This window comes from Bradyrhizobium sp. AZCC 2176 (genome assembly GCF_036924645.1).
Classification (GTDB): Bacteria; Pseudomonadota; Alphaproteobacteria; order Rhizobiales; family Xanthobacteraceae; genus Bradyrhizobium.
Map to the genome: position 1 here is coordinate 5115112 of NZ_JAZHRX010000001.1, position 12842 is coordinate 5127953.

Consider the following 12842-nt stretch of genomic DNA (forward strand, 5'->3'; position numbering starts at 1 on the left):
GTCCCGCTCCCTCACATGTGGAAGCGGGACCGGCGCGACGCGACCGAAGCTACTTGATAAAGCTCGTATCAACGAGGTCATCGATTTTCGGAATCGACTTGATGATGCCGATCTCCAGCAACAGGTCTGCAGCTTCCTTGGTAAAGGCCTGGAATTCGCCTGCGAAGAATTTCTGGTTCGCGGCCTTGTCCTGCCAGCGCAGATACTTTGCCGAGTTGCCGAACTGCTCGCCGGACTGCTTCACATCGGAACCCATGATCTCGTAGGACTTGGCCTGGTCCTTTTCGATCAGGGCGACGGCCTCGAAATAGCTGTCGGCCAGTGCTTTCGCTGCCTTCGGGTTTTCGGTCAGGAATTTCGGCGTGCAGCCGAACGTGTCCATGATCATCGGGTAGTCGAGCGTGGTAGCAATGATCTTGCCCTTGTCCGGCGCGGCACGCACCGTCGACAAGTAAGGCTCATAGGTCATGGCTGCATCGTTCTGGCCGGACACGAATGCCTGCGCCGCTGCGGCTGGCTCCAGGTTCACTACCGTGACGTCCTTGACCGAAAGGCCGTTTTTCTTGAGCATCCAGGCCAGGGTGAAATAGGGCGCCGTGCCGGGTGCAGACGCGGCGACCGTCTTGCCCTTCAGATCCTTGATCGAGGCGACATCGTTCCGCGTTGCCATGCCGTCGGCGCCGTAGCTTTTGTCGAGCTGGAAGATCTGCTTGGTGGCGACGCCATTGGCATTCCAGGAAATCCAGGTTTCGACCGTGGTTGCCGCGCACTGGATGTCACCTGAGGCGACGGCCAGATGCCGGTCCTTCTGCGGGATCTTCCTGATGGTCACGTCGAGACCGTTCTTCTTGAAGATGCCGGCCTGGTTGGCGAGCGTGAGCGGCGCAAACCCGGTCCATCCGGAAATTCCGATGGCGACCTTGACGTCCTGCGCGATGGCTGGTGCGGACACAAGAAGGGCCGCGGTTGCCGCGAATATTCCAAGATTACGCATGGCTGAATTCCCTTTGCTGGTTAATGGATTGCGTTCTGTTCGTCCGTTCATCCGCTTGCGCGTTGCTGCTGCATCAGACGCTGATGCATCAGGTACTGGTACCTCAACTGCTGGTACCTCGCTGCTGCATAAATTGTGCCGTACTTCACATGCATCGGTCTGCCTCTCAACCGCCCTTGAAGCGGGCAACCAGTTTGTGAGATTCGCCCGGATAGAGCAGGCGCACGGCCGTCAGCGGCTGTGCGCTGCGCCAGGTATGGCGGTCGATCACGAGGCACGGCGCGCCGATCGCTATCTCCAGGGCCGCTGCGGCCTGCTGGTCGGCCACAATAGCGCAGATCGAATGTTCGGCTTCCGTCCACGGGACATGATGAAGCAGCCACGAGCCGGGCGGTTCGGTCGCAAAATCCGCCGTGGCCGCCTCGGGCACGGCGTCGAGATCGATCAGCCTGTCCTCGATGGCGAAAGGTACATCATCCGCGCTGTGCCGGCATGCGATCGCGATCACCTTGCTGGTTTTCCGTGCTCCGAGACGGTCGCGGTCGGCGGCCGTCGCGGCGCGGTGCGAGCGCTGGATCAACTCATAGCCATAACTGCGGCCGAGCGCGGTAATCTCCGCGCGGATGTCGGCGATCTTGAGCACCGCCGACAGGAATGTGGGGCGGCGTACAAAGGTGCCAGCCTTTCGCCGCCGCTCGATCAGATCAGCTTGCGCCAGTTCCGACAGCGCCTTGCTCACCGTCATGCGCGAGCAGCGATAGCGCGCCATGAGCTCGTGCTCGAACGGGATGCGGTGACCCGGCGGCCATTCGCCGGTCAGGATCCGCCGCTCGATGTCGAGCCGGATCTGCTTGTACAGCGTCGGCTTGTCGGCCGCCGGGAGTTTCTCGCGGTCGGTGGCAAGGCTCATGCCACGAGCCTCCGCACTGCCGCGTTGAATGCGTCGCGCGCCTGCTGGCGGAGGCGGTGACGTCCATTCTCGACGAGCTTGTTGCCGCCTGCCCAGACACAGGCGACGGCGGGCGCGCCTGCCGCAAAGATCCAGCCGTCGAGGATCGTATCCCCGCGGCGTCCGGCGAGCGAGGGATGCGTGGTGTCGAGAGTCACGATGTCGGCGCGCGCACCCGCCTGGAGGCCGACGACCGGTTGTGCGAGTGCCTGGGCGCCGCCGGCGAGTGCAGCATCGAATAGCGCGCGACCGGTTGAGACGCCGGGACTGCCGGACAACACATTGCGCTCCCGGTGTCTTAGCCGCTGGCCATACTCAAGCTGGCGCAATTCGTCGGTGACGCCGACCAGCACGTTGGAATCGGTGCCGACGCCGAACCGGCCGGCTGCGTCGAGGAATTCGCGGGCTGGAAAAATGCCGTCGCCGAGGCTTGCTTCAGTAACCGGGCAGAGCCCGGCGACCGCGCCGCTTCTTGCAAGCGCGGCGGTTTCTGTTGTGGTCATGTGGGTTGCGTGAATGAGACACCAGCGCCGATCGACGGGCGCATGTTCGAGCAGCCACTCAACCGGCCGCCGCCCCGACCAGGCGATGCATTCATCGACTTCTCTTGTCTGTTCGGCGGCGTGAATATGCACCGGTCCGCCTTCGGCCAGCGGTGCAATGGCCGCAAGTTCATCAGGCGTCACGGCCCGCAGGCTGTGCGGCGCGACGCCGACATTGGCGCCCGGCAGCGCGCGGATGGCTGTGCGCGTGGCGGCCGTCAGCCTGGCGAACTGGTCGACGGAGCAGATGAAACGGCGCTGGCCGGCATGCGGTAGCGCTCCACCGAACGACCCGTGCGCGTAGAAACTCGGCAGTAGCGTGAGCCCGATGCCGGTGATCTCGGCGGCCCGCACAATTCGCGTCGCCATCTCCGCAGGGTTTGCGTAGGGTGCACCATCGCGGTCGTGATGCAGATAATGGAATTCCCCGACGCGGGTATACCCATGCTCTAGCATCTCGACATAGAGCAGCGTTGCGACGGCTTCGGTGTCTTCCGGCGTCATCTCCAGCGCGAAGCGATACATCGTCTCGCGCCATGTCCAGAACGTGTCCGCGGAATTGCCGCGCGTTTCGGCGAGCCCTGCCATGCCGCGCTGGAACGCGTGACTATGCAGGCTGGTTATTCCGGGGATTGCCAACGGGTGGCGTTCATCGTGTTCTTCCGGCGCCACGCCGCTCGTGACCTGCGTGATGGTGCCGTCGGTCACCACCACCTGCACGTCGTCGGCCCAGCCTGAAGGGAGCAGTGCTGATCCGAAATGCAGAGTGGACATGTTTCCAAACCGGCTGGACAGAATACCAACACGATTTTATGTATAGACATATTGATACCCCCGTCAAGGTTCCGCCGTTGAGGGAGTGCCGCATGGCTGAGCGCTTCGATCGTATCTGGCACAATGCCCGGCTCGCCACGCTTCGGAAGGACCTGCCCGAGCTCGGCGTGATCGAGCCCGGCGTGATCGCTGCGCGCGGTGGCCGCATCGTCTTCGCCGGCAGCCGTTCTGACTTTCCATCGGATGCCGATGCGGCCGAACGCATCGATTGCGCGGGGCGGTGGATCACGCCCGGACTGGTGGATTGTCATACCCACCTGGTATTCGGCGGAAACCGCGCGCACGAGTTCGAGCTGCGGCTGCAGGGCGCAAGTTACGAAGAGATCGCGCGCGCGGGCGGCGGCATCATCTCGACGGTCGCAGCGACGCGAGCATCCAGCGAGGCCGAACTTGTTGCCGGGGCGCTGCCGAGGCTCGACGCCCTGATCGGCGAGGGCGTGACGACGCTGGAGATCAAATCCGGCTATGGGCTCAATACGGACACCGAGATGCGTCAGCTCGCGGCAGCGCGTGCGTTGGGCCGTAACCGGCCGGTCACGATCCGCGCGACGTTTCTTGGCGCGCACGCGCTGCCTCCGGAAGCGGAGGGCGACAAGGATCGATACATCGATCTGGTTTGCCGGGACATGCTGCCGGCTGTGGCGAAGGCCGGGCTCGCCGACGCGGTTGATGGCTTCATGGAAGGCATCGCGTTTTCAGGAGAGCAAACGGCGCGCGTGTTCCGCGCCGCCAAGGTGCTGGGATTGCCGGTCAAACTGCATGCGGATCAGTTGTCGAACCTCGGCGGCGCGGCGCTTGCCGCGCAGTTCTCCGCCTTGTCTGCCGATCATCTGGAGCATACGGATGAAACCGGTGTTGCCGCCATGGCGCGGGCAGGCACACTAGCGGTGCTTCTGCCAGGCGCGTTCTACTTCATTCGCGAGACGAAGAAGCCGCCGATCGAGCTGTTCCGTGTCCATGGCGTGAACATGGCACTGGCGACCGATTGCAATCCCGGCAGTTCACCGCTGACGTCCCTTCTGCTCACCATGAACATGGGCGCGACATTATTCCGGATGACGGTTGCCGAATGCCTCGCCGGCGCGACCCGCGAAGGCGCGCGTGCGCTGGGTATTCTGGATGAGACAGGCACGCTCGAGGCCGGCAAATATTGCGATCTCGCGATCTGGGATATCGACCGGCCGGCCGAACTCGTCTACCGCATAGGCTTCAACCCGTTGCACTGCCGGGTATGGAGAGGGCGATGAGCGATAAGGACTCAGCCATTGTCCTTTCGCCTGGAAAGGCCAGCCTCGACGATCTCGCGCACGTGCTTGCCGGCGCGGCCGTCGAGCTCGATCCATCATTCTGGCCGCGCGTGGAGGCCGCGTCACGCATTGTGGCGGAGGCCGCGGAGGCGGAAGCGCCGGCCTACGGCATCAATACCGGGTTTGGAAAGTTGTCGTCGAAACGAATTCCTCCGGCACAGACCGCGCTGCTGCAGCGTAATCTCATCGTGTCGCATTGCTGCGGGGTAGGGCCCGCAACGCCCGAACCGATCGTGCGGTTGATGATGGCGCTGAAGATCATTTCGCTGGGACGAGGTGCCTCGGGCGTCCGCCGCGAAATCATCGAGCAGCTCCAGGCCATGTTGGCGCGCGGCATTTATCCGCTGGTGCCGCAGCAGGGATCGGTGGGGGCGTCCGGCGATCTGGCGCCGCTCGCGCATATGACCGCCGTCATGATCGGCGAGGGGCAGGCGCTTGTCGATGGAAAGGTTTTGCCGGGTCGCGATGCGCTGGCCGTCGCCGATCTTACGCCGCTGACGCTGGGGCCGAAGGAAGGCCTTGCCCTGATCAACGGCACGCAGTTTTCAACAGCCTATGCCATTTCCGGATTGTTGCGCGCCCATGGCCTCACCTGCGCTGCGCTGGTGACGGGGGCGTTGTCGGTCGACGCGGCCATGGCGTCGACGGCCCCGTTCCGTCCGGAGATTCAGCAATTGCGGGGGCATGCCGGGCAGATCGCGGCCGGCGCAACACTTACAGCGCTGCTCGAAGGCAGCGATATCCGCATGTCGCATCTCGAGGGCGACGAGCGGGTGCAGGATCCCTATTGCCTGCGTTGCCAGCCGCAGGTGACCGGCGCCGCGCTCGACCTGTTGGTTCAGGCCGCCCGCACGCTGACGATCGAGGCCAATGCCGTCACGGACAACCCGCTGGTACTGGTTGACACCGGCGAAATCGTCTCCGGCGGAAATTTTCACGCCGAGCCGGTCGCCTTTGCTGCTGATCAGATCGCGCTTGTCTTGTCCGAGATCGGCGCCATCAGCGAGCGGCGCATCGCGACTCTGGTCGATCCCGCGCTGAACTTCGGACTGCCGCCGTTCCTGACCCCCGATCCCGGTCTCAATTCCGGCTTCATGATCGCCGAAGTCACGGCGGCCGCACTCTATGCCGAGAACAAGCAACGCGCCACAGCCTGCTCGATCGACTCCACGCCGACCAGCGCCAATCAGGAAGATCATGTGTCGATGGCCGCGCACGCGGCACGCCGGTTGTCTGACATGGCTGACAACCTTGCCACCATTCTCGGCATCGAGCTGCTGGTTGCCGCGCAAGGCATCGGTCTGCGTGCGCCGCATTCGACCAGTCCTGCGCTGGCGGCGGTGATCGCAGCGTTGCGCGAGCGGGTGCCGGCGCTTAGTGACGATCGTTACATGGCCGGCGATCTCGCGAAGGCAACAGCGCTGGTTGAAGCCGGCACATTGCCGGCCGCCGCGATTTCGGTGCTTGAGAGCAACCCGTTTCCAATCCTTGCCGAGAGAGGCCATTTATCATGAACCGTCGACTGGACAACGACCGTACGATCCGGGCGCCCCGCGGGCCCGAGATTAGTGCCAAGAGCTGGCTGACGGAAGCGCCGCTCCGTATGCTCATGAACAATCTCGATCCCGACGTTGCCGAACGGCCGAGCGAACTCGTCGTCTACGGCGGCATCGGCCGTGCCGCGCGCGACTGGGAAAGTTTTGATCGGATCGTTGCCTCCTTGCGCAAGCTCGAGGCCGACCAGACGCTGGTCGTCCAGTCAGGCAAGCCGGTAGGAATCTTCCGCACCCACTCCGATGCGCCGCGCGTGCTGATCGCGAATTCGAACCTGGTGCCGCATTGGGCGACGCTCGATCACTTCAACGCCCTCGACAAGCAGGGGCTGATGATGTTCGGGCAGATGACCGCCGGATCGTGGATCTACATCGGCAGCCAGGGCATCGTGCAGGGAACATACGAAACATTTGTCGAGGTCGGGCGGCGTCACTACGGTGGCAGCCTCGCGGGCAAGTGGATCCTGACGGCAGGCCTCGGCGGCATGGGCGGCGCGCAGCCGCTTGCCGCGACGATGGCCGGGGCATCGATGCTTGCGATCGAATGCCAGCCGAGCCGCATCGAGATGCGGCTGCGCACGGGCTATCTTGACCGGCAGGCGAGCACGCTTGACGAGGCGCTATCGATCATGGCGCAGGCAGCAGAGAACAAGCAACCGATCTCGGTCGGCCTGCTTGGCAATGCCGCCGATATTTTTCCCGAGCTGGTGCGTCGTGGCGTGAGGCCGGACATCGTCACCGACCAGACCAGTGCGCACGATCCGATCAACGGCTACCTGCCAAAGGGATGGACGCTCGCTGAATGGGAAGCGAAACGCCAGGACAATCCGAAAGCGGTTGAAGCGGCCGCCAAGAGCTCCATGGTCGGCCACGTCCAGGCTATGCTGGATTTCCACGCACAAGGCATTCCTACGCTCGACTACGGCAACAATATCCGCCAGATGGCGAAGGATATGGGATTGAAGGACGCATTCGATTTTCCCGGCTTCGTTCCGGCCTACATTCGTCCGCTGTTCTGCCGCGGCGTCGGGCCATTCCGCTGGGCCGCACTATCGGGCGACGCCGAGGACATCTTCCGGACCGATGCCAAGGTGAAGGAACTGATGCCGCACGATAAGCATCTTCACAACTGGCTGGACATGGCGAAGGCGCGGATCAAGTTTCAGGGACTGCCGGCGCGGATCTGCTGGGTTGGCCTTGGCGATCGCCACCGGTTGGGCCTGGCGTTCAATGAAATGGTGGCGAGTGGCGAGCTGAAGGCGCCGATTGTCATCGGCCGCGATCATCTCGACAGCGGCTCGGTTGCGAGTCCGAACCGCGAAACCGAAGCGATGCGTGATGGCTCGGATGCGGTTTCCGACTGGCCGCTCATCAATGCGTTGCTCAACTGTGCCAGCGGGGCGACATGGGTATCGCTGCATCACGGCGGCGGCGTCGGCATCGGCTATTCGCAGCACGCCGGCATGGTGATTGTCGCCGATGGAACCCCGGACGCTGCGCGCCGCATCGAACGGGTGCTTTGGAACGATCCTGCTACGGGTGTCATGCGGCATGCCGACGCGGGCTATGAGAGTGCGATTGCATGTGCCCGAGCCAACGGGCTCGATCTGCCCAGCCTGGCGTTGTAGCGCATTGGAGGCGTTACGCCGATGGTGCGCGCCGGGCGCGATGTTCCCTCAAGACAGCGAGAGTGGCCATGGTGAAACCGTTTCCGTCGAAGACCCTTATCGGCAACCACGTGCTGCATCCCGAAACGCTGATGCTGAACTATGGCTACGATCCGCAACTGTCGGAAGGAGCCGTCAAACCCCCGGTCTTTCTGACCTCCACCTTCGTGTTCAGGACCGCCGAAGACGGCAAGGACTTCTTCGATTACGTTGCGGGCCGGCGCGAGCCGCCCGAGGGGATGGGTGCGGGCCTGGTCTATTCGCGGTTCAATCATCCCAACAGTGAGATCGTTGAAGACCGGCTTGCCGTCTATGAACGTGCGGAGTCCTGTGCGCTGTTCTCGTCCGGCATGTCGGCGATTGCGACCACGATCCTGGCCTTCGCGCGGCCGGGCGACGTGATCCTGCATTCTCAGCCGCTCTACGGCGGAACGGAAACGCTGCTCGCGAAGACGCTTGCCAGCTTCTCGATCGGAGCCGTGGGCTTTGCCGACGGCATCGACCAGGTTGCTGTCGAGCTGGCGGCCGACGACGCCATGCGAAAGGGGCGGGTAGCGATGATTCTCATCGAAACCCCGGCAAATCCGACCAACGGGCTCGTTGATATTGCGATGGTCCGCCGTATCGCCGACAACATCGGCAAGGCGCAGGGCCACACGCCGCTCATCGCGTGTGACAATACGCTGCTAGGGCCGGTCTTCCAGCGGCCGATCGAACATGGCGCTGATCTTTCGCTGTACTCGCTGACGAAATATGTCGGCGGCCATTCCGACCTGATCGCTGGCGCTGCGCTCGGCTCAAGAGCCCTCATGAAAGACATCAAGGCGCTGCGAGGCGCCATCGGCACCCAGCTCGACCCTCATTCCTGCTGGATGCTCGGCCGGTCGCTCGAGACGCTGAGCTTGCGCATGGACAAGGCCAACCAGAATGCGCGGCTCGTGGCGGATTATTTACGCGACCACGACAAGGTGGAGAGGGTTCACTACCTCGCTCATCACAACGAAGCCTCCGACGCCGGCCGCCTGTTCGCGCGACAATGCCTGGGCGCGGGCTCCACGTTCTCGTTCGACATTGTCGGCGGTCAGGCGGCGGCGTCCCGATTTCTGAACGCGCTGCAAATCTTCAAGCTGGCGGTGAGCCTGGGCGGCACGGAGTCGCTTGCCAGCCTGCCGGCAAGCATGACCCACTCTGGCGTTCCGGTTGAAATCCGTCAAAAAATAGGCGTCCTCGACTCCACGATCCGACTGTCGATCGGCATCGAACACCCGTCTGATCTGATCGCAGACATTGCGCAGGCATTGAATCAGGCATAGCCGCATTGGCGCGTCTCTGAAAGACGACCTGAAGGCAACGTAAAGGGGCCCCAGCGAGCGGAGTCCTCGATATTCCGGCCCAACCGCTTCGGTGCGGGATGTCTCATGTTAAGTCTCCTCGGCCCCGGGTGACCGCGCAACGCGCATTTTCGGGTGTCGGGAGAGTCCGATCTTGATCGTGACCAGTACCGGCGCGGCGATCACAAAAAGCAGGGCGACTGCATTGAACGCTGTGTCAAAGGCGATCACGGTGGACTGAGCAGTGACGATCCGGCCCAATAGGCTCGTGGCAGCCCGGCTGGCGGCCGTCGCGTCCATTCCTCTTGCAGCGAGCATGGCTGCCGTCGTCGTCAGCCGTTCGCTGACCGCAGGAACGCCTGCGGTGATTCTGGCGCCGAGCACCGTAAGGTTGGCGGTGATGTTATGGTCGATCAGTGTCTGGAGTCCGGCAACGCCCATGAGACCACCAAGCTGGCGACCTGTATCGAAGAGACCTATGCCGTACGCGAGGTTGCGGTCGTTGAGGTTGCTGAAAGCGATCAGGGTGATCGACAGAAACAGGAAGCCAAGGCCCAGGCCGCGCAACAGGATGGCCGCCATCATGTCGTCCGCTCCGCTTTCGCTGGTCGAGCCGGACAGCATCCACATTGCAACCATGATCATCAAGATGCCAAAGGGCACCGTGGCGACCGGAGCAACGCGGCGGACCTGCATGAGGAAGGCGGCCAAGAGGAGCGTGCCAATGAAAAACGCGCCACTTGGCAACAGGAGCCGGCGTCGGTCCTCCAAAGCTGACATCAGCGAATTCGGCGAGGTAGTGCGCTTGGTGAATTCTGCGAAGGCGTCGGCGGCTTCGATATCCAGAGCGCCAAGGGACGTCGCCAAACGCTTCTGCGCATCCTCGTGAATGGCTTATTGTAACGAGCAGGCTCGGCATGATGACAGGTGTGCAGTAGTAATGGGGAACGCCGAAGGTGCCTCCAAGCACATGGCCAATTCCGTGGCGTGCTTCCATCGGGATGCGTGCCTGGAGGCCAAAAGAGGTGCAAGACGGCGTGCCTTCCCGATCACGCTCGACAAAATCGTGCCCGAGCTGCCCGCTCAAGCGGAGATGCTGCGCGGTGCCGGTTCGAGAGCGTTGATAACGTCCTTTCCTGCGACCGTGATCGGTCGGCTGATTGGAGGCGGCGCGCCCTCCAACGCTGGCAGGCTAATGGCCGCGTGTAGTCCCTTCGACTTGTTGGTCAAGGCTATATCTCCGCCGTGGTGGCGGACAATGGTCCGGGCGATGGAAAGGCCGAGACCTACGCCTCCTGTTTCGCGGTTTCGCGAATTCTCCACCCGGAAAAATGGCGTAAAAACCTGCTCCTGGGCGCTGTCGGGAATACCGGGTCCATCATCCGAGACAATGATTTCGATACTATCTGCGCGCCTCTCCACGCTGACGCGTGCCCGCTCGCCATAACGGATGGCATTCTCGACGAGGTTACGGCACGCGCGGCGGAGTGCGTCTGGTCGGCAGCTGTAGCTGATCTTCTGTCCCTCCGAGAAAGAGACGTCATGACCAAGTTCGGCAAGATCGTCGCAGAGACTCTCCACGAGGGCCGAGAGGTCCACGGTGCGCGTATTTTCTGCGGTTGCATCTTCGCGGGCGAATGCGAGAGTCGCCTCTGTCATCGTCTGGATCTCGGTAATGGTGGAGAGCATTTTCTCGCGGACGTCCTCGTCGGGCACGAATTCTGCACGCAAACGGAGCGAGGTCAGAGGTGTGCGCAAATCATGACCGATGGCGGCCAGCATTCTGGTGCGGTCGTCGACGAAACGGTGTAGTCGCGCTTGCATGCGATTGAATGCCTCGGCCGTACGTCGGATATCGTCGGGGCCGGTTTCCGGCAGCGGTACGATCTCTTGACCACGACCAAGAGCTTCAGCCGCTACGGCGAGGCGGCGCAATGGTTGCGCAATGCCGCGCGCGGCAAATACGGCAATGATGGACAACGACAACGCCGAAAGGCCGAGCGCTAGGGTGGATTTGGAGGTCCAGAAGCCGTCTTGCGCGGGTTTGGCAAATGCAGTGTTCAGCCATGCGCCGTTCGCCAACTGAACGGCCAAGCCCATGCCGGTGGCGTCATCGAGATAAAGAAACTTCGCTGGTCGGGATAGCGGCCAGGCTTCCGGCTTTAGGTCGACCCATTGTGAGGAGGTGGCGCTGCTGCTGGCAGTGTTTCGGGCGAAATCCGGTCTCACCTCGGAGGGCACGCTGTGGCCGGGAAAGGACACGCGCGGCAATGGCTGCGCCAAGCGCTCCCATGCCTCCTCCCGCCACGCGGAGGCTTCCTTCAGACCGTTGGTCGATATCCAATATCTCGCTGAGCTGGTGTTACTGGCGTTCAGGATATCGGTCTGCAGTGCCGGAGGCGTCGCCTCCAGAACCCGGGCGAGCGAGGCGCATCGGCTGAATATCTCGCCCTTGGCGGCCTTCCGAATCGCCTGCCCATGCTCGTCCCAGGAAATGAAGAACACGATTGCTTGTGACAGCATGAGGGACAGCAGCGTGAAACAGATGAAGCGGGCGGCAAGGCTGCGCTTCCACAAGCTCATCATGGCTGCTCGACCTCTGCGACGAGGCTGTATCCACCGCCCCAGTGAGTCTTGATCAAGGCTGGTACTTTCGGGTCGGCCTCGATCTTCTTTCGCAAGCGACTGACCTGATTGTCGATGCTCCGGTCGAACGGATCGGCATCTCGGCCAACGGTCAGGTCAAGGAGCTGATTGCGGCTGAGTACCAGGCCCGGATGATCGAGAAATGCGCACAGCAGGCGGAACTCCGCCGTGCTGAGGGGCACAGCAACGCCGTCGTCTCCTAGCAACTCGCGCCGGTTGACGTCAAAGGTCCACCGATCAAAACGTACAACCTTGCTCGCGAGCCGGCCCTTTTGCGGCGGCAGGCTTTGGACTCGTCGAAGCACCGCCTTGATGCGGGCCAGGAGTTCGCGGGGATTGAACGGCTTGGTCACGTAGTCATCGGCGCCTACTTCCAGGCCGACGATTCGATCGGTCTCCTCCGTCATGGCAGTCAACAGGATAACGGGGAGGTCCGTGGTGCTGCGCAGATGACGGCAGAGGGACAATCCGTCCTCGCCTGGCATCATGATGTCAAGAACCACGAGGTCCAGAGCATTTCGTTCGAGCAAACGGCGGAGTGCGACAGCGTTTTCCGCAAGGCTGATGCGGTAGCCGTGCTGCATCAAGTATTTGCCGACCAAGTCGCGAATGTCGCGGTGATCGTCCACGACGGCGATGTGCGGTGTCGAGTCCATCCGGTTGCTCCGTTCCGCATCATAGTGAAGTCCAGCACCCAACCCACCGAAAAAGTGTAACAGAATGTATCGGTCGCATACGGTCGACGGAGATCAGATCCTGCTGCATAGCGTCCCTGACAGCAAAGTGACGTCAGATCGGGATCGCAAGATGCCGGCCCGATTCCGAGTGGAACCGTTCCTTATGTGCAGCTTCCTGATCTAGGGCTGAAACATTCTAGGCACAAGCTGTCGAAGAAGGTTGTCCCGGCGCACCATCTTTGTCGCAAAGTGTCGCATACATATGTCCTGCCAAGACCTGATGCAATTTGGGAAGCCGCAGCGAAAAGCAAGGTGATTGAAGAGCGCTGACGGGAGCAGTCA

At 62.5% G+C, this 12842-nt stretch carries 9 protein-coding genes and 1 pseudogene; 4 read left to right on the top strand and 6 right to left on the bottom strand.

From position 1 onward, the window contains the following. Positions 1–49: 49 nt before the first annotated feature. The 3 genes from V1288_RS24110 to V1288_RS24120 all read right to left on the bottom strand — a co-directional run bounded on the left by V1288_RS24110 (position 50) and on the right by V1288_RS24120 (position 3259). Positions 50–994, bottom strand: coding sequence for an ABC transporter substrate-binding protein (locus V1288_RS24110; RefSeq protein ID WP_334359412.1), 945 nt, complete (start codon positions 992–994; stop codon positions 50–52). A 166-nt stretch (positions 995–1160) separates the two neighbouring features. Then, on the bottom strand, positions 1161–1904 hold the full coding sequence (hutC, locus tag V1288_RS24115) for a histidine utilization repressor (protein WP_334359413.1): 744 nt from the start codon (positions 1902–1904) through the stop codon (positions 1161–1163). Then, positions 1901–3259 (bottom strand): formimidoylglutamate deiminase, encoded by a 1359-nt coding sequence (locus V1288_RS24120; protein WP_334359414.1) that lies wholly within the window; start codon positions 3257–3259, stop codon positions 1901–1903. Before V1288_RS24120 ends, hutC begins: the two co-directional genes overlap by 4 nt. A 92-nt stretch (positions 3260–3351) precedes the next feature. On the opposite strand from V1288_RS24120, the gene hutI reads away from it, so the two are divergent. From hutI to V1288_RS24140, 4 genes are all read left to right on the top strand, one after another. Next, on the top strand, positions 3352–4566 hold the full coding sequence (gene hutI, locus V1288_RS24125) for an imidazolonepropionase (protein WP_334359415.1): 1215 nt from the start codon (positions 3352–3354) through the stop codon (positions 4564–4566). Beyond that, entirely contained in the window at positions 4563–6140 is a 1578-nt protein-coding gene (gene hutH, locus V1288_RS24130) for a histidine ammonia-lyase (protein WP_334359416.1), read from the top strand. The genes hutI and hutH overlap by 4 nt, the downstream gene beginning before the upstream one ends. Further along, the gene (gene hutU, locus V1288_RS24135; protein WP_334359417.1) at positions 6137–7807 is read left to right on the top strand and encodes a urocanate hydratase; all 1671 of its coding nucleotides are present in this window, start codon (positions 6137–6139) and stop codon (positions 7805–7807) included. The genes hutH and hutU overlap by 4 nt, the downstream gene beginning before the upstream one ends. 68 nt (positions 7808–7875) lie before the next feature. Further along, positions 7876–9159: a cystathionine gamma-synthase family protein gene (locus tag V1288_RS24140; RefSeq protein ID WP_334359418.1), complete on the top strand. Its 1284-nt coding sequence runs from the start codon at positions 7876–7878 to the stop codon at positions 9157–9159. Positions 9160–9267: 108 nt separating this feature from the next. On the opposite strand, the pseudogene V1288_RS24145 reads toward V1288_RS24140, so the two are convergent. From V1288_RS24145 to V1288_RS24155, 3 genes and pseudogenes are all read right to left on the bottom strand, one after another. Next, a pseudogene (locus tag V1288_RS24145) lies at positions 9268–9942 on the bottom strand (MFS transporter); the annotation flags it as partial. Between the two features lie 318 nt (positions 9943–10260). After that, positions 10261–11763 (bottom strand): sensor histidine kinase, encoded by a 1503-nt coding sequence (locus V1288_RS24150; RefSeq protein WP_334359419.1) that lies wholly within the window; start codon positions 11761–11763, stop codon positions 10261–10263. Then, positions 11760–12479, bottom strand: coding sequence for a response regulator (locus V1288_RS24155; RefSeq protein ID WP_334359420.1), 720 nt, complete (start codon positions 12477–12479; stop codon positions 11760–11762). Before V1288_RS24155 ends, V1288_RS24150 begins: the two co-directional genes overlap by 4 nt. Between the last annotated feature and the right edge of the window lie 363 nt (positions 12480–12842).